22 protein-coding genes and 1 pseudogene are annotated in these 20,840 nt (G+C 64.5%); 12 read left to right on the top strand and 11 right to left on the bottom strand.

Translation table 11 applies throughout. From position 1 onward, the window contains the following. Positions 1–98 precede the first annotated feature (98 nt). Complete coding sequence (locus tag HUK73_RS02075) at positions 99–929, top strand: PEP-CTERM sorting domain-containing protein (protein WP_176590410.1); 831 nt, start codon at positions 99–101, stop codon at positions 927–929. Positions 930–980: 51 nt separating this feature from the next. Here HUK73_RS02075 and HUK73_RS02070 read toward each other — a convergent pair whose 3' ends face one another. Beyond that, on the bottom strand, positions 981–1,421 hold the full coding sequence (locus tag HUK73_RS02070) for a host attachment family protein (RefSeq protein WP_176590409.1): 441 nt from the start codon (positions 1,419–1,421) through the stop codon (positions 981–983). Positions 1,422–1,512: 91 nt separating this feature from the next. On the opposite strand from HUK73_RS02070, the gene serS reads away from it, so the two are divergent. From serS to rimO, 4 genes and pseudogenes are all read left to right on the top strand, one after another. Further along, positions 1,513–2,790 (top strand): serine--tRNA ligase, encoded by a 1,278-nt coding sequence (serS, locus tag HUK73_RS02065; protein WP_176590408.1) that lies wholly within the window; start codon positions 1,513–1,515, stop codon positions 2,788–2,790. Between the two features lie 14 nt (positions 2,791–2,804). Next, positions 2,805–3,568: pseudogene (gene surE / locus HUK73_RS02060) on the top strand (5'/3'-nucleotidase SurE). Positions 3,569–3,632: 64 nt separating this feature from the next. Continuing rightward, positions 3,633–4,661 (top strand): peptidoglycan DD-metalloendopeptidase family protein, encoded by a 1,029-nt coding sequence (locus tag HUK73_RS02055; RefSeq protein WP_176590407.1) that lies wholly within the window; start codon positions 3,633–3,635, stop codon positions 4,659–4,661. 149 nt (positions 4,662–4,810) lie between these two features. Next, the gene (rimO, locus tag HUK73_RS02050) at positions 4,811–6,193 is read left to right on the top strand and encodes a 30S ribosomal protein S12 methylthiotransferase RimO (protein WP_176590406.1); all 1,383 of its coding nucleotides are present in this window, start codon (positions 4,811–4,813) and stop codon (positions 6,191–6,193) included. Between the two features lie 23 nt (positions 6,194–6,216). Here rimO and HUK73_RS02045 read toward each other — a convergent pair whose 3' ends face one another. After that, on the bottom strand, positions 6,217–7,065 hold the full coding sequence (locus tag HUK73_RS02045; protein WP_176590405.1) for a DUF4163 domain-containing protein: 849 nt from the start codon (positions 7,063–7,065) through the stop codon (positions 6,217–6,219). Beyond that, positions 7,065–7,268: a hypothetical protein gene (locus HUK73_RS02040; protein ID WP_176590404.1), complete on the bottom strand. Its 204-nt coding sequence runs from the start codon at positions 7,266–7,268 to the stop codon at positions 7,065–7,067. The genes HUK73_RS02045 and HUK73_RS02040 overlap by 1 nt, the downstream gene beginning before the upstream one ends. Before the next feature lie 143 nt (positions 7,269–7,411). On the opposite strand from HUK73_RS02040, the gene HUK73_RS02035 reads away from it, so the two are divergent. The 4 genes from HUK73_RS02035 to argC are packed head-to-tail and all read left to right on the top strand — an operon-like array spanning position 7,412 to position 11,101. After that, positions 7,412–8,824 carry a M17 family metallopeptidase gene (locus tag HUK73_RS02035; protein WP_176592777.1) on the top strand — a complete coding sequence of 471 codons (1,413 nt, stop codon included), beginning with the start codon at positions 7,412–7,414 and terminating at the stop codon, positions 8,822–8,824. 60 nt (positions 8,825–8,884) lie between these two features. Next, positions 8,885–9,292 (top strand): MarR family transcriptional regulator, encoded by a 408-nt coding sequence (locus HUK73_RS02030; protein WP_176590403.1) that lies wholly within the window; start codon positions 8,885–8,887, stop codon positions 9,290–9,292. After that, positions 9,252–10,160, top strand: coding sequence for a C40 family peptidase (locus HUK73_RS02025; RefSeq protein WP_176590402.1), 909 nt, complete (start codon positions 9,252–9,254; stop codon positions 10,158–10,160). The genes HUK73_RS02030 and HUK73_RS02025 overlap by 41 nt, the downstream gene beginning before the upstream one ends. Next, positions 10,157–11,101 carry an N-acetyl-gamma-glutamyl-phosphate reductase gene (argC, locus tag HUK73_RS02020; RefSeq protein WP_176590401.1) on the top strand — a complete coding sequence of 315 codons (945 nt, stop codon included), beginning with the start codon at positions 10,157–10,159 and terminating at the stop codon, positions 11,099–11,101. The genes HUK73_RS02025 and argC overlap by 4 nt, the downstream gene beginning before the upstream one ends. A 39-nt stretch (positions 11,102–11,140) precedes the next feature. Here argC and HUK73_RS02015 read toward each other — a convergent pair whose 3' ends face one another. Beyond that, positions 11,141–11,344 carry a hypothetical protein gene (locus HUK73_RS02015; protein ID WP_176592776.1) on the bottom strand — a complete coding sequence of 68 codons (204 nt, stop codon included), beginning with the start codon at positions 11,342–11,344 and terminating at the stop codon, positions 11,141–11,143. A gap of 220 nt (positions 11,345–11,564) precedes the next feature. Here HUK73_RS02015 and HUK73_RS02010 point away from each other — a divergent pair, with 220 nt between their 5' ends. Beyond that, the gene (locus tag HUK73_RS02010; protein WP_176590400.1) at positions 11,565–11,735 is read left to right on the top strand and encodes a hypothetical protein; all 171 of its coding nucleotides are present in this window, start codon (positions 11,565–11,567) and stop codon (positions 11,733–11,735) included. A 60-nt stretch (positions 11,736–11,795) separates the two neighbouring features. Then, the gene (locus HUK73_RS02005) at positions 11,796–13,124 is read left to right on the top strand and encodes a sorbosone dehydrogenase family protein (RefSeq protein WP_176590399.1); all 1,329 of its coding nucleotides are present in this window, start codon (positions 11,796–11,798) and stop codon (positions 13,122–13,124) included. A 19-nt stretch (positions 13,125–13,143) separates the two neighbouring features. Here HUK73_RS02005 and HUK73_RS02000 read toward each other — a convergent pair whose 3' ends face one another. Next, the gene (locus HUK73_RS02000; RefSeq protein ID WP_176590398.1) at positions 13,144–13,962 is read right to left on the bottom strand and encodes an ATP-binding protein; all 819 of its coding nucleotides are present in this window, start codon (positions 13,960–13,962) and stop codon (positions 13,144–13,146) included. A 109-nt stretch (positions 13,963–14,071) separates the two neighbouring features. Here HUK73_RS02000 and HUK73_RS01995 point away from each other — a divergent pair, with 109 nt between their 5' ends. Then, a complete protein-coding gene (locus HUK73_RS01995; RefSeq protein WP_176590397.1) occupies positions 14,072–15,040 on the top strand; it encodes an L-threonylcarbamoyladenylate synthase in 969 nt (322 codons plus the stop codon). A gap of 166 nt (positions 15,041–15,206) precedes the next feature. Here the strand turns inward: HUK73_RS01995 and HUK73_RS01990 are convergent, their stop codons facing one another. The 6 genes from HUK73_RS01990 to HUK73_RS01965 all read right to left on the bottom strand — a co-directional run bounded on the left by HUK73_RS01990 (position 15,207) and on the right by HUK73_RS01965 (position 20,817). Beyond that, the gene (locus HUK73_RS01990) at positions 15,207–15,473 is read right to left on the bottom strand and encodes a hypothetical protein (protein WP_176590396.1); all 267 of its coding nucleotides are present in this window, start codon (positions 15,471–15,473) and stop codon (positions 15,207–15,209) included. Positions 15,474–15,653: 180 nt separating this feature from the next. Further along, the gene (msrA, locus tag HUK73_RS01985; protein ID WP_176590395.1) at positions 15,654–16,187 is read right to left on the bottom strand and encodes a peptide-methionine (S)-S-oxide reductase MsrA; all 534 of its coding nucleotides are present in this window, start codon (positions 16,185–16,187) and stop codon (positions 15,654–15,656) included. A gap of 54 nt (positions 16,188–16,241) precedes the next feature. Further along, on the bottom strand, positions 16,242–17,948 hold the full coding sequence (locus tag HUK73_RS01980) for a long-chain fatty acid--CoA ligase (RefSeq protein WP_176590394.1): 1,707 nt from the start codon (positions 17,946–17,948) through the stop codon (positions 16,242–16,244). Between the two features lie 137 nt (positions 17,949–18,085). After that, on the bottom strand, positions 18,086–18,769 hold the full coding sequence (locus HUK73_RS01975; RefSeq protein ID WP_176592775.1) for a DUF1013 domain-containing protein: 684 nt from the start codon (positions 18,767–18,769) through the stop codon (positions 18,086–18,088). A gap of 114 nt (positions 18,770–18,883) precedes the next feature. Beyond that, the gene (locus HUK73_RS01970; RefSeq protein ID WP_176592774.1) at positions 18,884–19,912 is read right to left on the bottom strand and encodes a glycosyltransferase family 1 protein; all 1,029 of its coding nucleotides are present in this window, start codon (positions 19,910–19,912) and stop codon (positions 18,884–18,886) included. A gap of 26 nt (positions 19,913–19,938) precedes the next feature. Further along, the gene (locus HUK73_RS01965; protein ID WP_176590393.1) at positions 19,939–20,817 is read right to left on the bottom strand and encodes a UDP-2,3-diacylglucosamine diphosphatase; all 879 of its coding nucleotides are present in this window, start codon (positions 20,815–20,817) and stop codon (positions 19,939–19,941) included. Positions 20,818–20,840: the final 23 nt, after the last annotated feature.

The raw sequence follows: 20,840 nt of genomic DNA, 5'->3' as shown, positions 1-20,840 counted from the left end.
ATTTTGCGTTGTTAGACACAAGCAATGGCTTGGCGACCGTTACTATAGAGATCAGTGACGCAATCGCCGGACCGCAAGACAAACAAGAGTAAGACCTGATGTCCGTACGGATGGCGATGGCTAAATTATGCGCTTGCGCCGCCGGCGGGGCGATCATCGGGGGTGGCGCCGTCCACGTCGCAGAAAGCGCGCGCCCTGCCGTGCTCCACAGCACCAAGAGCGTGAAGGCAGCGCCGCGCAAACCGGTACAACCCATGAAGCGCCGGGTGGTCAGGACGGTCACGTCCTGCGCGCCGCAGACGATCAGCGTCACGACCCAGGCCGCACCCATTCCCATGCCGCCCGCGCCTTCCGCCGAAATGCCGGTCATGTCCGGCGGCGGCGGCGGCGCGCCAGTGGTGCTGGCGGGCGGTCCCGGCTTTGGCGGCGGCGGCTTCTTTGGCGGCTTTTTCGGCGGCAGCGGCGGCTCTGGCGGCGGATCGGTCGTGATCTCCTCCACCAGCAGTTCAACCGGCGGCATCACCAGCTCGACCAGTTCGACCACGGGTGGCGTGTCGACCTCAACCGGGGGCGTTTCGACCTCCACGGGTGGGGTTTCGACCTCTTCGGGCAATGTTTCCACTTCGTCGGGGAATGTGTCGACCTCCTCGGGCAACATATCTACGTCATCAGGCAACGTCTCGACGTCCAGCGGCAATGTGACCAGCAGCAGCTCCTCGTCCAGTTCGAGTTCAAGCTCCAGCTCGTCCAGTTCCTCCTCCTCCTCATCATCGTCTTCCAGCTCGTCGGGCGGCGATCACCATCACCCGCAGCCGCCGACCGATGTGCCGGCGCCGCCGATGGTCCTGCTGTTCGGGGCCGGCGCAGCCGCGCTGCTGGCGCGCAAGCGATTCTCGCGCGCCAAAATGGCTGCGGCGACGGAAGGTTAAGCGGGGGCGTTCCGGCCGGCGCAGGGGAGCGCTGGCCGGATTTCGCGCTGTTCAACTCATCGCAATGATCCGCTCGATTTCCGGCACGGGATGGTTGGAAAGATCCTTGGCGACTTCCCCAACCAGCCGGTCCTGCACTTCCTTGTGATAATGTTTGCGTATCTCGCCGAGCGCCGCGGGCGGCGCGACGACGATCAGCTTGTCGAAATCATGCGCAAGCGCACGTCGCTTGAGCAGATCGGCGGCCTCCGCCGCGAAGCGAGTCTCCTCCAGATCGTGGAAATTGGTCTGCCCCATGGCGCTCAAATGACCGCCAACCGAATTGGCGGCACGCCCTGGGGCATCAGACCCCTGCTCACGATCGGCGGGATTATCCTGATATTTGACCGTCTCCGCTTCGAGATTGGGGAACTGGCTGTTCCCACGATTGCGGAAGAAGAGCATTTTCCGCCCATCCGCCACCAGCACCATCGCATCATGTTCGATCCGCATCGTCCGGCTCCTTTCCCGATTGCTTTTAGCACCAACGGACGAGGGTGTGCAGGGTTGCGCGGCTGGTCGCAGAGCGGCATAGGGCTGACCCATGCACGACATTCGTTTCCTTCGCGAAAATCCCGCCGCTTTCGACGCTGGCCTTGCCCGGCGCGGGCTTGAACCGCTGAGCGCGGCGCTCCTGGCGCTCGACGAGCGCAGCCGGGCGATCAAGACAGAGCTGCAACAGGGCCAGGCCCGCCGCAATGAAGCGAGCAAGGCGATCGGCCAGGCCATGGCCCAGAAGGACATGGAAAAGGCCGAGGCGCTGAAGGCCGAAGTCGCCGCGCTCAAGGACCGGATGCCCGCACTGGAGGCAGAGGATCGGGAGGTTGGCGACGCGTTGACGGCGCGGCTGGCGGCGATCCCGAACCTGCCGGCGGACGACGTGCCGCAGGGTGAAGACGAGGCGCAGAATGTCGAGGTGGCGCGCTGGGGCGAGCCACGGAACTTCACGTTCACGCCGCAGGATCATGCGGATTTCGGGCCTGCTCTGGGTCTGGATTTCGAAGGGGGCGCCGCCTTGTCCGGCGCGCGTTTCACGGCTCTGCGCGGGCAGATGGCGCGGCTGCACCGGGCACTCGCGCAATATATGCTGGATCGCCAGTCGGGCGAGAATGGCTATGAAGAGGTCAATCCTCCGCTGCTGGTGCGCGATGAGGCGCTGTTCGGCACTGGCCAGCTCCCGAAATTCGCGGAGGATCTGTTCCGGACCACCGATGGGCGCTGGCTGATTCCAACGGCGGAAGTGAGCCTCACCAATCTGGTGCGGGAGCGGATCGTGCCGGTGGAAAGCCTTCCCTTGCGCCTGACCGCCCTCACCCCCTGTTTCCGGTCGGAAGCCGGGTCGGCGGGACGCGACACGCGCGGCTTCATCCGCCAGCATCAGTTCGAGAAGGTCGAGCTGGTCGCGATCTGCAAGCCGGAGGAGTCGGAAGCCGAGCATGAGCGCATGTGCGCGGCGGCCGAAGGCGTTTTGCAGGCACTGGGGCTACCCTATCGCAAGGTGCTGCTGTGCACCGGCGACATGGGCTTTGGCGCGCGCAAGACCTGGGATCTGGAAGTCTGGCTGCCGAGCCAGCAGACCTATCGCGAGATCAGCTCCGTATCCAATTGCGGCGACTTCCAGGCGCGGCGGATGAATGCCCGCTACAAGCCCGAAGGCGAAAAGCAGACGCGCTTCCTGCATACGCTGAACGGATCGGGCCTGGCCGTGGGGCGGACGCTGGTCGCGGTGCTGGAAAATTATCAACAGGAAGACGGCAGTGTCATCGTTCCGGAGGTATTGGCGCCCTATATGGGTGGCCTCACGCGGCTGCGGCCTCGGTAACGGACGGAAATTTCATGCGCATCCTGCTGACCAATGACGATGGGGTTCATGCTCCGGGCCTGAAGGTGCTGGAAGAGATTGCGCGGACGCTGTCCGACGATACTGGATCGTCGCGCCGAGCGAGGAGCAATCCGGCGCGGGGCACAGCCTGACGCTGACGCGGCCCTTGCGCATCCGTCAGCATGGCGAAAAGCATTACAGCGTCACCGGCACGCCGACCGATGCGGTGATGATGGCGGTCGGACATCTGATGAAGGATGCAAAACCCGATCTGGTGCTGTCGGGCGTCAATCGCGGGGCCAATCTGGCGGAGGACGTGACCTATTCGGGCACCGTTTCCGCCGCGATGGAGGGCGCGATTTCAGGGATCAAGTCGATTGCCCTGAGCCAGGTCTATGCGCGCGAAGGCATGGGCGATGCGGTGCCCTTCGCGGCGGCGCGGGCCTGGGGCGAGAAAGTGCTGCGGCCGCTGGTCGCCATGCCCGCCAGCCCCCGGATGCTGTTCAATGTGAATTTCCCGGCCATCGATCCCGGCGCGGTGAAGGGCATCCAAGTGGTGCGGCAGGGCTTTCATGACGTGGATCGCACGAAGATCATCGAAGGGACCGATCCACGGGGCTATCCCTATTACTGGTTCGGACTGGGCACGAGCGATTCCGTCCCCGAGGGCAGCGATCTGGCCGCCATCGCCGAAGGCTATATCACCGTGACGCCGCTGCATTATGATTTGACGCAGGACAGCGCCATGGCGGCGACGGCGGCGGCGTTCGGAATTTAGGCGCTATTCCCACCCCTCAGGCGGACCCTGGCCACTGCGGGGGGACGCCATTACAGACATGGCGATGTCGCGCATCTTTCTTCCCGCCCTCCTGATCCTGTCCCCTGCCCTTCCCGCCTCCGGCGAAACACCGCGCAGCATTCGGGGGCTGGTTCTGCCCAAGGTCATCGAGGAACAGCCGGTCTGGACCACGCAACAGGTCGCGCCCCATGCGCAAACCGTTCCGGCGTCCACCTATGTCGTGCAGCCGGGCGAAACGCTGCTGGGCGTCAGTAACCGGAGCGGGGCGGGAGCGGAGGTCATTGCGCAGGCCAACCAGCTGAAACCGCCCTATGCGCTGCGAGCCGGGCAGAAGCTGAGCATCCCCGGCGGCCGTTACCATCTGGTGGCGGAGGGGGAGACGGGTATCGCCATCGCGGCCGCCTATGGCGTCAAATGGAGCCGGATGGTCGAGATCAACGGGCTTGGCGAACCCTATGTGCTGCACAAGGGGCGACGGCTGCTGCTGCCCGACGACGCGCCCCGCCGGGCACCGACCATGGAGGAGCGCGCCGCCGCCTTCCGCATCGATATCGACGATGTGCTGACCGGCGGCCAGCCCGCATCGGCGGCGGGAAAGCGCATGGCCCCGCCCTCCCGCGAGCCGCGCCCCCTGCCCTCCAATGTGCCGATTGCCACGCCCAAGGCCTTTGCGGGCGATTTCGCCTGGCCGGTGCGCGGGTCGATCCTCTCTTCCTTCGGGCGCGGCGCGGGGGGTGTTCGGAACAATGGCATCGATATCGCCGTCCCTGCCGGATCGTCGATCCACGCGGCCGCCGATGGCGTGGTCGCCTATGCGGGGGACAAGGTCGCGGTATTCGGGGGCCTGATGCTGATCAACCATGGCGGCGGCTGGGTCAGCGTCTATGGTCATGCCAGCAGGGTCGATGTGGTCAGGGGGCAGAAAGTGACCAAGGGGCAGATCATCGGACTTTCGGGCGACAGCGGCTATGCCAGTCGGCCCAAGCTGCATTTCGAGCTGCGCAAGAACCGGGTGCCGGTCGATCCGACCCAGCAATTACCGGCGCGCCCATTGCCGGCAAAAGCACGGTGAGGATCATCCCCGTCCAGCCGCCGAAAAGCTCCAGACCGGCGACCTGATTATCGAGATCGTGCAGGGAGATGAGGCCGGAAAAGCACGCGATCCGGCCTGAGTTTCAGGTGTTTTTGCGTGGCCCCGTGACATTTGGCGCAAAAATCCCTATGTGCGCGCCGATCATGGCAACCAAAATTCCCGAAGCGCCGAAGGTCGGCATGGTGTCGCTGGGCTGTCCCAAGGCGCTGGTCGACAGCGAGCGCATCCTGACCAAGCTGCGTTCCGACGGCTATCAGATGTCCGCCGACTATGCCGGCGCTGACGTCGTGTTGGTCAACACCTGCGGCTTTCTCGATTCGGCCAAGGAAGAATCACTCGAAGCCATTGGCGAGGCGATCGCGGAAAATGGCCGCGTCATCGTCACCGGCTGCATGGGCAATGAAGCGGAGTTGATCCGCCAGAAATTCCCGCAGGTCCTGGCCGTCACCGGCGCGCATCAATATGAGGCGGTGGTGAATGCAGTGCATGAAGCATCGCCGCCCATCCCCAATGCCTTTGTCGATCTGGTGCCCGAAGGCGGGCTGAAGCTGACACCGCGCCATTACAGCTATCTGAAGATCAGCGAAGGCTGCAACCATCGCTGCTCCTTCTGCATCATCCCCTCGCTGCGTGGCGATCTGGTGTCGCGGCGCGTCGACGCCGTGCTGCGCGAAGCGGAAAAGCTGGTGCATGCGGGGACGAAGGAACTGCTGATCATCAGCCAGGACACGTCCGCTTACGGGGTCGATACCCGGCATGAGACGCGCCAGTGGAAGGGCCGCGACGTCCGCGCCCATATGACCGATCTGGCGCGCGAACTGGGGCAGTTGCGCACAGCCGAGGGCACGCCGCCCTGGGTGCGGCTGCACTATGTCTATCCCTATCCGCATGTGGATCAGGTCATTCCCCTGATGGCCGAAGGGCTGCTGACGCCCTATCTCGACATTCCGTTCCAGCATGCCGCGCCCAGCGTGCTGAAAGCGATGAAGCGCCCCGCCAATGAAGCGAAGGTGCTGGACCGCATCCGCAAATGGCGGGACATCTGCCCGGATATCGCGATCCGTTCCTCCTTCGTCGTCGGTTTCCCCGGCGAGACGGAGGCGGATTTCGATTATCTGCTGGAGTGGCTGGACGAGGCGCAACTCGACCGCGTCGGCGCTTTCCGCTTCGAACCGGTCGAAGGCGCGAGCGCCAACGACCTGCCGAACGCCGTGCCCGAAGAGGTCAAGGAAGAGCGTTACCAGCGGATCATGGAAAAGACCGCCGCGATCAGCGCCGCCAAGCTGGCGGCCAAGGTCGGGCGCGTGCTGCCGGTCATCATCGACGAGGTAGGCGAACCGGACGAGGATGGTTCCATCGGCGCCACGGCACGGTCACAGGCCGACGCGCCGGAGATCGACGGCAATGTCTTCCTGCGCGATGTCAGCGACGGGGTGAAGACCGGCGACGTCCTGAACGTGCTGATCGAGGATGCCGACGATCATGACCTTTATGGCGTGCCGCAGGGCTGACCTGCCGCAACAGCATCGCGGCGTCATGGCGCCGCGATGAAGGCATCCTGATATTCGGTCTTGATCGCGCTTCGCAGGGCGGCGTCGACGGGCAGCGCAACATCATAGCTGCCCTCGGCATAGGGACCGGCGCTATAGGGACCGATGACAACGGTCACGCCGTCGATCAACTTGCCATCCTTTGACGTGGGCACCAGCACCTGCTGCATCGGGTCGATGCATTTGGTGAAATCATCGTCATTGCTGCGCTTGACCGGCTCGCCGCGCTTTTCCGCCCGCGCCTTGTCCAATGCGTCGCAGAAGCGGTCATGGATCGCGGCAGCGAACGCTGCGGGCGTCGTCATCAGCGCGGAAAAGGCGGTTTCCCGTTTGCGCGCCCTGTCCCAGAGCAACGCGTCATAGCCCGTCATGCCATGAGCCCCGCCAGTATAGGCATAGCTTTCCGATTCCAGCGCCAGGAAACGCGGCGTGTCGGCCGTCACCGTCCAATGGGTTTCCAGGCTGTGGGCATGAAAGGGAAAGCCGGAACTTTGGGCAGCCTTCTGATCCTCCCGCGCCATTTTGAGCGCATCGGCCTTGCCCGCGGCCAGTTGCTTGCCGAATTTCTCGACCAGCGCGGGAAGCTGCGCCGCCGGTGCGGGATAGCTATAGGCGAATTCGAGAAGATCGGTCTTCTCCTTCCGCTCGAACGGCTTGGCCGGAGGCGGCTTTGCGGGCTGGCCGGACATGCGACTGGCGAATTGACTCGCCGCCGCATTATTGCCCACGTCATTCGCCAGCGTCGCCGCATCGTCGGTGCCCGAACAGGCGCCAAGCAGCAGGACCGCCACGACCAGCGGCCCCGCCATCTTCCTCCCCCTCGCTCGCTGCATCAGTGGGCCTTATGAGCCGCCATGCAGCGTTCGCTGATCGCCTTGCGCGTGTAGCTGCTCTGAAGTGCGGAGCCGGCATTGGGCCAGCCCTCCGCGATCAACGCCTGCTCCACGGCATGGGCTCCGTCGAACCGTCCGCTTTCCGCCAACGTATAGGCACGGGCGCGCAGAGCCTGAAGGCGGCTGTCATCGCTGTGCATCATGATCGTCTCTCCTTCGTTTCAGCAGACCCATAGTTAGGCCGGTGGACCGTCCGAAGCAAATGATCCCGAGGCTGGCCGAGCCGGGCGGGCGACGAAAAAATGCCCTTTCCATCGCCGCCGGCTTTGTCCAGAAGATGGGGATCATGACCGCTTTTTCCGACCTGCTCAAAGCCGACAACCATCAACCTGCCCATTCGATCCAAATCGTGGACGCGAAAGGCCTGGAAAACTGGCTGGGAAGCCAGCCGGAGCGGGTGCGGACGCTGATCGCCGCCCAGAAATTCAAGGGAAAGGCGCATGAACATGCCATTTTGCCCGGCGAAGGCCCCGCCGACTGGTTCGTCGTGGCGGGCGTCGCGTCGCGCGAGGAACTGGGGCCATGGTGCCTCGCCAAACTGGCAGAGACTCTGCCGGAGGGCGCCTATCGGCTGGCCCAGGGTGCGCCCGGCGCGGCCATGCTGGGCTGGCTGACCGGGCAATATCGCTTCGATCGCTATCGCAAGGACGAAACCGCCACCGGGGCGCGGGTGCTGCTGACCGAAGAGGTCGCGCGGATCGAGCCGACAGTCCGGCTGGCGGAAGCGGTGGCGCTCGTCCGCGATCTGGTCAACACGCCCGCCGCCGACATGGGGCCGGGCGATCTGGAAGCGGCGGCAAAGAGGCTGGCCGAACGTTTCGATGCCGAATGCAAGGTGACGAAGGGCGACTCGCTGGAACAGGGTTTCCCGATGATCCATGCCGTCGGCAGGGCGGCGGACAAGGGCTTTGCGCCGCGCCTCATCGAACTGCGCTGGGGCGATCCCAAGCATCCGAAGATCGCCATTGTCGGCAAGGGCATCTGCTTCGACAGCGGTGGCCTCGACATCAAGCCGTCTTCGGCGATGCGGCTGATGAAGAAGGATATGGGCGGCGCGGCCCATGCACTGGCGCTGGCGCAGCTTGTCATGGACGCGCGGCTCCCGGTGCGGCTGCACCTGCTGATCCCCGCGGCGGAAAATGCGGTTTCGGGCAACGCCTTCCGGCCCGGCGACATCCTGCACACGCGCAAGGGCCTGACGGTCGAGATCGGCAATACCGATGCCGAAGGACGGCTGGTGCTGGGCGACGCGCTGACGCTGGCGGGGGAAGAAGTGGCTGGGGAGCGCAGGCCCGAACTGATCATCGACTATGCGACGCTGACCGGCGCGGCGCGGGTGGCGGTGGGGCCTGACCTGCCTGCCCTCTTCACCAACGACGATGCGCTGGCCCGCGAGATGGATGCGGCGGGGAGCGCGGTGGACGACCCAAGCTGGCGCCTGCCCTTGTGGGACGGCTATGCCGACATGCTGAAATCGGACGTCGCCGACATCAACAATGCGGGCGAAGGCGGTTTTGCCGGGGCGATCACGGCGGCGCTGTTCCTGAAGCGGTTCGTGCCGGACGATGTCCAGTGGATGCATCTCGACACTTTCGCATGGCGGCCTTCATCGAAGCCGGGGCGGCCCAAGGGCGGCGAAGCCCTGGGTTTGCGCGCCGCTTTCCATGTTCTTGCCGCGCGCTATAGCCATAAAAAGTAAAAAGAAACGCTTTGGGCAGGCCGTTACGCAACCGGATTGGCTATTGTGCGTTAGGGGGTCATGGATGCCCATTCTGCCCAGGATAACGCCGCGGAGTTGAACCGGCCCGGCCTGAAGCCACTCAGCCAGTGGATGCGCACGCTGGTCGATTATGTGCGGTCAGGCAAGCCTGACCTCACCAACCGGCAAATGGCCCTGATGCTGACCGTCTATATCAGCGCGGGGCCGCATACGGTGCGGGGACTCGCGGAGGCGCTGAACGTGTCCAAGCCGGTCATTACACGGGCTCTGAACAAATTATCCGCCCTTGGATATCTGCGGCGGGAGCGTGACTCGGCCGACCGGCGCAATATTTTCATCACCCGGACGCCAAAAGGGGCGGAATTTCTTGACGCCTTTCACCATTTCATCGCAGGAACCGGCCGCGATGAACGCCAAAACTTCTCTTCCGCGGGCCACTCCGCCTGAACGTATCCGATTCAAGCTGGATGGCCGATCGGTAAAGCTCGACACGCGCATCCACGCGGCGCGCGGCGACCTTGCCGATCTGGCGCTCGCCGGGATATTGTTTTCCGCCCATTATGCCCGCGCCGTCGAACTGACCTGCGTGGCGGCCGGTGCCCCGGTGCTGGCATCTGATCGCCCCAAGGCGCAGGCGGTCAGCGAATTGTTGCGCGGCGAGAGCTTTCACGCACTGGACGTGACCGCCGACTGGGCATGGGGCTTTTGCGGACATGACGGCTATGTCGGCTATGTCCGGCGGGAAGCGCTGGACATGCGCGAGACAACCAACAGCCGGATCGTCACCGGCACGGCGCCGCTGTTCAGCGCGCCCGACATCAAATCGCCCATTGCCGATTATTGGCCGCGCGGCGCGCGGTTCGCCGGTGAAGCCGAGGGCGATTTCTTCGCCTGCGCAGACGGCTATGTCCATCAGCGCCATGCAGCGGCGCTGGATGATGTGGCAAGCGATTGGGTTGCCGCTGCCGAAGCCTATCTGGGCCAGCCCTATGTGTGGGGCGGGCGCGGGCATCGCGGCATCGACTGTTCGGGACTGGTGCAGGTTGCGCTGGGCCAGTGCGGCATCAAGGTGCCGCGCGACACCGATTTGCAGCGTGAGGGGATCGGCGCCCCGATCGCGCCTGACGCAGCGCTCCGACGAGGGGACTTCATCTTCTTTCCGGGCCATGTCGGCATCATGACCGACGGCGAACATATACTGCATGCCAATGCGCACTGGATGAGCGTGGTGATCGAACCGCTGGCCGACCTTGTCGGCCGGTTGGCGGCGGACCATGCGGAACCCATATTGGCGCGGCGGAGAATTGGCGCATGACAACTCAGATCTTTATCGATGGCGGCGTCGGCACGACCGGCCTCGAAATCAACGAGCGGCTGGCGGGCCGCCCGGAATTGTCGCTCATCACCCTGGATGAGGACAGGCGCAAGGATGCGGCTGCGCGCAAGGATGCGCTGAACACCGCGGATATCGTCATCCTCTGCCTGCCAGACGATGCCGCGCGTGAGGCGGTGGCGCTGATCGACAATGACCGCACGCGGGTGATCGATGCATCGACCGCGCATCGCGTGGCGGACGGCTGGACCTATGGCTTTGCCGAACTGGAGCCGGGGCATCGGGAAAAGCTGGCCAACTCGCGATTCGTCGCCAATCCGGGTTGCTGGCCGACCGGCTTCCTCGCGCTGGTGCGGCCTCTGGTGCTGGCCGGGCTGCTGCCTGTCGACTGGCCGGTGACGGTGTCGGGCGCGTCGGGCTATTCGGGCGGCGGCAAGTCGATGATCGCGGAATTTGAAGGCCCCGAGGGCGCGCCAAGCGCTTTCCGGCCTTATGGGCTAGGGCTTGCGCACAAGCATGGCCCGGAAATGCTGCGCTATTCGGGCTTGCAGCATCCGCCCCTGTTCGCGCCCGCCGTCGCCAATGCCTATCGCGGCATGATCGTCGAGGTGCCATTGCAGTTGCGGGCCATGCCGGGCGCGCCGTCGGTCGCGGATGTGCATGGAGCGCTGGCGGCGGCCTATGCGGGATCGCCCATCGTCAGCGTGGAAACGCTGGAGGACGGCGCAGCGATGACGCAGATTCGTCTGGAGCATGTCGGGGCGACCGACCGGCTGGCGCTGTTCGTCTTCGGCAATGAAGCCACGGGTCAGGCGCGGCTGGTGGCGGCGCTGGACAATCTGGGCAAGGGTGCGGCCGGCGCGGCGGCGCAGAATCTCAACATTCTCGCCGGACTGCCCGAAACGGCCGGCCTGCGGCTCTGAACCCCGGCGCACCCCGCCCCCGCAGGGCGCGCCAGTCCATCAATGAATGGTGCCGAGCGGCGCGTCGTACGTGAGCAGCACGATCAGCCGCTCGATCTGCCGCCAGTGGCAGAAACGGATATAATTGCCCCGGTCCCGGCTCTGGTCCGCCCGCGCGGCGGCCTCATAGCCTGCATTGTCGCCAAAAAGCGCAATGAGTTCCGCCGCATCGTCATAGCTTTTGCGGTTGCACAGATATGGCATGTTCATCGCTACCCCCCAAAGTCCCGCCCATGGGTGAACCGTTCAAACACCGTGCCAGTTCCGCCCTTTGGCGGTATCGTGCCGGACAGAGAAGTGAACGGCCGGTTAGCCAAGTCCCATGCTGACACAATCGCCCCATAACGGGACCGGCGGCGTCCCGAAACGGTGCAAACGGGAAAGCGGCTGGCCTTGTCGCCCGGCGCGTGGCAAGGGGTGGCCGATGACGACGAAGAAAAATCCGACCGGCGCGGGGGCGATCATCGCGCTGATGATCCTGGGCGGAACCATAGTGGGCGGGCTGCTGGGCCAGCCGAGCATCGGCTTGCTGACGGGCGCGGGGCTGGGCATTGTCATCGCCCTGCTGCTGTGGCTGCGCGAACGCGGGAAATAGCGTCATTTCCTGATCTTGTTCGCCTTGCCCGGCGAGCCGTGGCGGCATAGATGAGGGACCATGAAGAAGCATCTGATCGCTCTCACCCTGATTGTGCTGGCTCTGCTGGGCGGCGCCTTTCTCTATTTTTCGCGCGGCGATACGGCCCAGCTGCCGGAGGGCGCGGATGTGGGCAAGGAGCCGGTCTTCACCAGTCCGCGCAGCGAGATGATCCCGACGATGAACGTCGCGGACGCCATGCCGTGGAAGGCAGGGGAAAAACCTGTTCCGGCCAAGGGGCTCAGCGTCGATCGCTTTGCCGACGCTCTCGACCATCCGCGCTCGCTGCTGCGCCTGCCCAATGGCGACGTGCTGGTGGCGGAAACCAACAGCCCGACGCGGCCGACCGGCGGCATCGTCAACCGGGTGATGAACTATCTGATGAACAAGGCAGGCGCGGGAGGCCCCTCGGCCAACCGCATCACCCTGCTGCGCGACGCCGATGGCGACGGCAAGGCCGAGACGAAGACCGCTTTCCTGACCGGCCTGCATTCGCCCTATGGCATGGCGCTGATCGGGGACACGCTGTACGTCGCCAATACCGACGCGCTGATGGCCTTCCCCTATAAGGAGGGCGACATGAAGATCAGCGACAAGGGCCGGAAAATCCTGAACCTGCCCGCGCAGGCGCCCAACATGCACTGGACCCGCAGCCTTGTCGCCAGCCCGCAGGGGCTGCTCTATGTCGGCGTCGGATCGAACAGCAATATCGGCGAGAATGAGCTGGAGACGGAGGCCAATCGCGCCGCCGTACTGGAGGTCAATCCGAAAACCGGCGATTATCGCATCTTTGCTTCGGGCCTGCGCAATCCGGTCGGGCTGGCCTTTGAGCCAAAGAGCGGCGCGCTCTGGGGCGTCGTCAATGAGCGCGACATGCTAGGCAGCGATCTGGTGCCCGATTATCTGACGCGGGTGGAATTTGGCGGCTTTTACGGCTGGCCCTGGAATTATTGGGGCGGTTATGAGGATCGCCGCGTCCAGCCGCAGCGCCCGGAAATCCGCGAATATACCAAACGGCCCGATTATGCGCTGGGCAATCATGTGGCGCCGCTGGGCCTGGCCTTTGCCGATAAGATGACGCTGGGCGCGCCCTATGCCAATGGCGCCTTTGTCGGGCTGCACGGCAGCTGGAACCGCAAGCCGATGGCCGGTTACAAGGTGGTGTTCGTGCCCTTTGCCGACAATGGCGAGGTGGGCAAGGCCAAGCCGATCGACGTGCTGTCGGGCTTTCTGGATAGCAAGAACGAGGCGCGCGGACGTCCGGTGGACGTGACGGCCGACGCCAAGGGCGCGCTGCTGGTCAGCGACGATGTGGGCGGGGTGGTGTGGCGGGTGACGCCGGCGAAATAGCCGTGCGAAAGGACTGACCTCAGACCGTCAGCCCGTTGCGCCCAGCCAATTCGACCACATATTGCCAGGCCACTCGGCCCGAACGGCTGCCGCGCTGGGTCGCCCACTGGATCGCGTCGAGCGGCTCGAAGCTCACCCCCAGCTTCGCCGCATAGCCGCTGACGATCGCGACATAGGCGTCCTGATCGATGGCGTGGAAACCCAAACTCAGGCCGAAACGGTCGGACAGCGCCATCTTGTCATCGATCACATCGCGCGGATTGACGGGATCGTCCTGCTCCGACAGGTGGCGCGGCACGATATGGCGGCGGTTGGACGTGACATAAAGCCGCACATTGGCCGGGCGCGCAGCCGTGCCGCCCTGAAGCAGCGAACGCAGCGAACGCGCATCGCCCGCGCCATTTTCATCGAAGCCCAGATCGTCGAGGAACAGGATGAAGGGCCGCTGCGTATCGCGCAGGATGGCGAAAAGCTGCGGCAGGCTGGCCAGTTCATCGATCGCGCATTGCAGCAGGGCGATGTCCTGCCCTTCGGCCTGAAGCTTGCCGACGACCGCGGCGACCACGGCGGACTTGCCAGTGCCGCGCGCGCCCCAGAGCAGCACGTCATGGGCGGCATGGCCCGCGGCATGGCGGCGGCTGTTTTCCAGCAGCGCGCTCTTCTGCGCATCGATGCCGGTCAGCAGATCATAATCCACCGGCGCAAAAGCCTCCACCGGGCGGATCGATGCACCGTTCCACACATAGGCAGGCGCGGCGGCAAGATCGGCGGAGGAAGCAGGCGGCGGCGCGATCCGTTCCAGCGCTTCGGCGATGCGGGTGAGAAGAGCGTCGTTCATGGTCAAGCGCTTAACCCTCCCCCGCATCATCGGCAAGCAGGGCGGGCATGTCATTCTTCTGTAGCAATGGGCTTTTACTTGACGGTTACGGGGTTTATATCGCGGGGCCGTGACCATCCCAAATCCAGTCTTTTCAACCCGGATAAGCCGCTACGGCAGCGAGGCGCTGCGCGAGGCGGCATTGCTGATCCGCGCGGGCGAACCCGTCGCCGTGCCGACCGAAACGGTCTATGGACTGGCCGCCGATGCCACCGATTCTCACGCAGTGGCGGCAATCTACAGCGCCAAGGGGCGCCCCAGCTTCAATCCGCTGATCGTCCATGTCGCGGACAAGGAAATGGCGGAGCGGCTTGCGGAATTTTCACCCGTGGCCGACAAGCTGGCGGCCCGCTTCTGGCCCGGCGCGCTGACGCTGGTGCTGCCGGTGCGGGCCGACAGCGGCCTGTCGCCGCTGGTGACGGCGGGGCTGCCGACCGTCGCGCTGCGCCTGCCCGCCCATCCGGCAATGCGGGCGCTGATCCGGGAAAGTGGACGGCCGCTCGCCGCGCCCTCGGCCAATCGCAGCGGCGCGATCAGCCCGACGCGGGCGGAGCATGTACTCGCCAGCCTGAATGGCAAGATTCGCATGATTCTGGACGAAGGCCCCACCAGCGAGGGCGTGGAATCCACCATCGCCGCGCCGGAAGACAAGCGCATCCGCCTACTGCGGCCCGGTCCGATAACGGCGGCTATGCTTCAGCAGGCCACGCGCCTGCCGGTGGTGACGGGCACGGCTACGGGTCCGGAAGGGGCGAAGATCGAGGCGCCGGGGCAGCTTGAAAGCCACTATGCGCCGTCCAAGCCAGTCCGGCTGAACGCGCTGAAGGCGGAAAAGGACGAATATCTGATCGGCTTCGGGCTGATGCCCTGCCACATGAACCTCAGCCCGAATGCCAATGTGCAGGAGGCTGCGGCCAATCTGTTCGCGGCGCTGCATATTGCGGACGCCAGTGCCGCCGAACGGATCGCCGTGGCGCCGATCCCGAATGAGGGGGTCGGAGTGGCGGTCAACGACCGGCTGAGGCGGGCGGCGGCTTAGGACGGATCGACATTCAGTTCTGGCGGCCTGCAAATGGCGGCTTTCCGCGCTTCCGGTGCTCACGTACTTTTAGTACGCTGCGCTCCGGATCTCGAAAAACCGCCATTTTAGCTGCGCTGGCCTTCGGCTCGGCTCGCCATCTCCTGAATGTCGATCCGTCCTAGACTCACCCGCAATTATCATAGCCCGCACGGCGGCATTCCCGACGGCGCTGCTCTTCCTCCTTCTTGCGCTCCCGGGCGTCGCGCGCTTCCTGCTTGCGCATCTTGCGGCCGTAATTGCGGTCGGCCTCTTCCTGGCTGGTCGTGCTCCAGTCGACCACCTGCGCGCCCGCGCGCACCGGCAGGGTGACGACATTCGCCGCCGTCCGCGCGATGCAGCCCGACAGGACCAGCATCAGCGCCGGCGTGCTCAGCAATAATGTCCGCTTCATTCACCTTCCCCGGCTTGTCTTCTGGAACACAGCCTAAAGACGTTGGCGGCAGGGGCAAGCCGTTGGCGACGAACGGTTATACCAAGGTGAGATGAGCTTGACTCATTGCGCCTTGGTTAAGCCCGTGCGGCGCTTGAGCATTGCCAATCCGTGATGCGTCAGCATCTCAGCGGGTTGGCATTAGCCGCCGATCCGTTCGGCAAAGCCCTTGCGCAGCTTGGCGAGCTTGGGCGGGATCACGGCCATGCAATAGGGGTTGCGATCCCCCACCCGTTCCCAATATTTCTGATGATAATCCTCGGCCGGATACCATGGGGCATCAGGCTCGATGGCGGTGACGATGGGGTTCGCCTGATCCGTCTGGGCACGCTCGATACCGGCCCTCGCCTCCGCCTCCTGCTCAGGCGAATGGGGAAAGATGGCGGAGCGGTACTGGGTCCCGATATCATTGCCCTGGCGATTCAGCGTCGTCGGATCATGGGTGGCGAAGAAAATGTCCAGCAGATCGCCATAGCCGATCACCGCCGGATCATAGCTGATGCGGATCGCCTCGGCATGGCCGGTCGCGCCGGAGCAGACCTGCTCATAGGTCGGATTGGGCAGCGTACCACCGATATAGCCGCTCTCGACAGCCTTCACGCCCTTGAGGTTCTGGTAAACCGCCTCGGTGCACCAGAAGCAGCCACCCGCCAGGGTTGCGATCTCTTCCGCCATTTATCCGTCCTTATCCTGCCCTGCATCTTGCATGGCCCGCTCAGATAGGGACTGTCAGCCCGCTGTTCCAGCCTTCGCCTGCGCGGTTTCCGCCTTGGCCCGCTCCTCGGCCACCAGTTCCTTGCGGGACAGCTTGCCGACCAGCGTCTTGGGCAGGTTCAGGCGCACTTCGACTTCGCTCACCCGCTCATGCTTGCCGAGTTGGGGGTTGAGCCAGTCCTTGAGCGCCGGACCGTCAATCTCCGCGCCCTCCTGAAGCGTCACGAATGCCTTGGGGCTTTCGCCGCGATAGGCATCGGGAATGCCGATCACCAGCGCTTCCTTGATCGCCGGATGATGGTAGAGGATCGCCTCGACCTGGCTGGGGAAAACCTTGAAGCCGCCGACGGCGATCATATCCTTCAACCGATCGACGATCTTCACATAACCGTCCTCGTCGATCAGCCCGACGTCGCCGGTGCGCAGCCAGCCGTCGACGAACACATCCCTGTCGGCGTCGGGCCGCTGCCAATAGCCCTTCATGATCTGCGGCCCGGAAAAGACCAGTTCGCCCGGTTCGCCTTCAGGCGGCGGGCGGGTCGGGTCCTCCCGGTCGACCAGCTTGACGCGGGTGCCGGGGACGGGTTGTCCCACCGTGCCGGCCTTGTTCAGCCCTTCATAGGGGTTGGTGCAGACGACCGGGCTGCTTTCGGTGAGGCCATAGCCTTCGACCAGCTTGGAGCCCGTCACCGCCTCGAACCGTTGCTTGACCTCCAGCGGCAGCGGCGCGCCGCCCGAAATGCAGAGGCGCAACGAGGAGAAGTCGATATTGGGCGTCGCCGGATGATCCAGCAGCGCCTGATACATGGTCGGCACGCCCGGCAGCGAGGTGGCCTTGGTCCGCTGGAGCGCGGCCAGGACCTGCGTCCCCTCGAAGCGGGGCAGCATCACCATTTCCCCGCCGTTCAGCACCGTGCGGTTGAGGACGCAGGTATTGGCGAAGACGTGGAAGAAGGGCAGCACCGCCAATATGCGGTCGGGCGCCTCGGGATGCGGGTCGATCAGGCGGACCTGCCGGGCATTGGCGGTCAGATTCTGATGGGTGAGCATCGCGCCCTTGGGCCGGCCTGTGGTGCCGCCGGTATATTGCAGCAGGGCCACATCATTTTCAGGGTCGATGGCGACGGGCGCGGGGTCATCCCCATGGCGCAGCAGGTCGGCATAATGGGTGATACGCGGATCATGCGGGACATGGGCCGTTTCGGCGCGCTTGAAGAGGCGGAACAGGACGGATTTGGCCGGGGGCAGCGCCTCCGCCACGCAGCCGACGACCAGTCGTTCCAGGCTGCTGTTGTCCAGCACCTCCAGCGCGGTCGGCAGCAGCGCCTTGGCCGACAGGGTGAAGAGAATCTTCGTGCCGCTGTCCTCGACCTGATGCTCCAGTTCGGCGGCGGTATAGAGGGGGGAGAAATTGACAACCGTGGCCCCGGCCATCATCGCGCCATAATAGGCCGCGACATAATGGGGGACATTGGGAAGATAGAGGCCAACGCGGTCGCCCTGCCGCACGCCCAGATCCTGCAAGCCCTTTGCGACGCGCCGGATGGTCCGGAGCATGTCGCCATAGGTCGTCTTGCGACCCATGAAGTCGATCATCACCGCATCGGGGTTCGCCGTCGCGCTGCCCACCACCATGTCGACCATGGACAAGGGAGGGAAGGCCTGCTCCCAGGCGGAGGGGTGATTATAACGGGTTTTCCAGATATTTTCGCTGCTCTCCATTTGTACAGGTGTAAGTCACCCCTTCCCTTTACGCAAGCGTAAAGCCCGACAAAAAGGGCCGCGCCTCGGCAGGAGGCGCGGCCCTTTTCGTCATTGCCCGATCGTCACTCCGTCACCGACGGAATGACGCTACGGTATCAGGCATGGTCCTTATTGTCGCTGAACGGATCGAGGATCTTGGCAGCACCCGAAATAAGGTCGGATTCAGCCTTCAGCGCCTCTTCCGCACGGCGGGACGCATCCTCGCGCTCCCTGCGCAGTTCGTTGATCAGCGCTTCCCGATCGCCATCCAGACGCGAATCGGTCGGCGTCTCGATGCCTGCCTTCTTCGCGGCCTTGGCCACCAGCGCGTCCAGTTCCCGCTGCGAACAGAGGCCGAGCGTCACCGGGTCCTTGGGCACGATGTTGGAGATGTTCCAGTGCGTGCGGTCGCGGATCGCGGCTATGGTGGTGCGGGTGGTGCCGATCAGCTTGCCGATGGCGCCGTCCGAAATCTCCGGATGGTTGCGCAGAATCCAGGCGATGCCGTCCGGCTTGTCCTGACGCTTGGAAACCGGCGTGTAGCGCGGCCCCTTGGTACGGCGGACCGGCTCGGGGCCCTTCAGCATCTTCAGCCGGTAATCGGGGTTCGCCTCGCCCTTGTGAATCTCCTCCATGGTGATCTCATGGGCGCGGACCGGGTCGCGGCCGGTATATTTGATGCCGGCGGTATCGTCGGCGATCGCCTGCACTTCCAGAATATGCAGCCCGCAAAATTCCGCGATCTGATCAAAGCTCAGAGCGCTGTTGTCGACCAGCCAACTGGCAGTCGCATGGGGCATGAGAGGCTGGGACACGGGAATTCTCCGGCACTAAAAACGATAAGGGCCGCCCAAGCAGGGCGGCCACGCCCGACCTGAGATAGTGCATCCCAACGTACACGGCAAGAAAAAGCGTCAGGCGGCGCTTTCCAGGACTTCCCGGTCGATATTGTGCAGACCCGCCAGAAATTCCTGGGCGCTGCGTTCCCAGCTGAAACTCTGCCCATAGGCGGCGCAGGCACGCCGATCGCGGGTCAGGGCGGCGGCGATGGCATCTTCCAGCCGGTCGGACAGCGCGCCGGTTTCGGGCGTGACGATATCGATGGGTCCGGTGACCGGATAGGCGGCAACGGGCGTGCCGCACGCCAGCGCCTCGATCATGACCAGGCCGAATGTGTCCGTGCGGCTGGGGAAGACGAACACATCGGCGCCCGCATAGGCGCCCGCGAGGTCAGCGCCGAACATCGGCCCAAGAAAACGGGCCTGCGGATAGGTCTTTTCCAACATGGCGCGGGCTGGACCGTCACCGACGACAACCCTGGTGCCGGGATGATCGCTGGCAAGGAAGGCTTCGAGATTTTTCTCGACCGCCACGCGCCCGACATAGAGCTGGATCGGACGGGGCAGGTCGGCGAAGGCGGCGGGCTGCGGCGCCTTGGGGGTGAAGGCGACAAGGTCCACCCCCCTGCCCCATGCACGGACCTGCGCCAGCCCATGGGCACGCAATTGCTGCCGCACCGAGCGGGTCGAGACCAGCACCGCTTCGGCGGGTCCATGGAACCAGCGGATATAGCGCCAGAACCAGGAAGCAGGCAGGCCGGTGCGCTGCGCCACATAATCCGGGAAATGGGTATGATAGGCGGTGGTGAAGCGAATACCGCTGCGCAGGCACCAGCGCCGGGCAGCGAGGCAGAGCGGGCCTTCGGTGGCGAGATGCACCGCATCGGGCCGGAAGGCCGCGATCATCTGCCCCACCACGGTCGAACGCACAAAGGCCAGCCGGATTTCGGGATAGGTCGGACAGGGGATCGAGCCGAAAAGATCGGGCGAGATCACCTTCACCTCATGCCCCATATGCTCCAGTTCCGTCTGGATCGTCTGGAGCGTGCGGACGACGCCGTTGACCTGCGGGCTCCAGGCGTCGGTGACGATGATGATCCGCATGAGGGGTGGGCGCATCGGCTCCACTCCTATGCCGCGATCCGTGCGGGTTCATCGGCGGTGCGCTTGGCGATCTCCTCGGCCCAGTGCAGCACTTCCATCCGGCCGTCGAAATGCTCGACCAGCGCGGTGCAGCCTTCGACCCAGTCGCCGTCATTATAATATTCGACGCCCGCTATCTCGCGAATCTCGGCATTGTGGATATGACCGCAGACCACGCCGTCGACGCCGCGCGATCCGGCTTCATGCGCCACCACTTCCTCGAAGCGGGAGATAAATTCGACCGCATTCTTGACCTTGTGCTTGGCCATCTTGCTGAGCGACCAATAGGGCAGCCCCATGCGCTGACGCACCGCGTTCACCACGATATTGACGCGCATCAGCATGGTGTAGGCCGCGTCGCCGATGAAGGCGAGCCAGCGATGCGCGAGCATGATCGTGTCGAACTCGTCGCCATGCAGCACCAGCAGCTTGCGGCCATCGGCGGTTTCGTGAATGGCCTTGCGCCGGATCTCCACGCCGCCGAAGCTGAGGCCCGTGAACTGACGGAACATCTCGTCATGATTGCCGGGAATATAGACGACGCGGGTGCCGCGCTTGGCGCGCTTCATCACGCGCCACACGACATCATTGTGCGCGGCGGGCCAGTAGAAGCGCTTCTTGAGCCGCCAGCCGTCGATGATGTCGCCCACCAGATACATGGTGTCGCTGTCGACGCTGTCGAGAAAGTCGATCAGCATCTTCGCATTGCAGCCGCGCGTGCCGAGATGGATGTCCGAAATCCAGATCGTGCGATAGCGGCGACGCTGCCCTTCCCGTTCGGGGATGGTGAACTTGTCGTCGGCGGCGTCATCCCCCTCCGACAAACCAACGTCTGCCAGAAATGGCAGGCGTGTGATGGCGTTCATGATGCGACCCCTGAGCTGTTTCC

This window comes from Sphingobium sp. EM0848, from assembly GCF_013375555.1.
Lineage (GTDB): Bacteria > Pseudomonadota > Alphaproteobacteria > Sphingomonadales > Sphingomonadaceae > Sphingobium.
The sequence above is the reverse complement of the archived record's forward strand: the minus strand, read 5'-3'. Positions and strand labels throughout refer to the sequence as shown.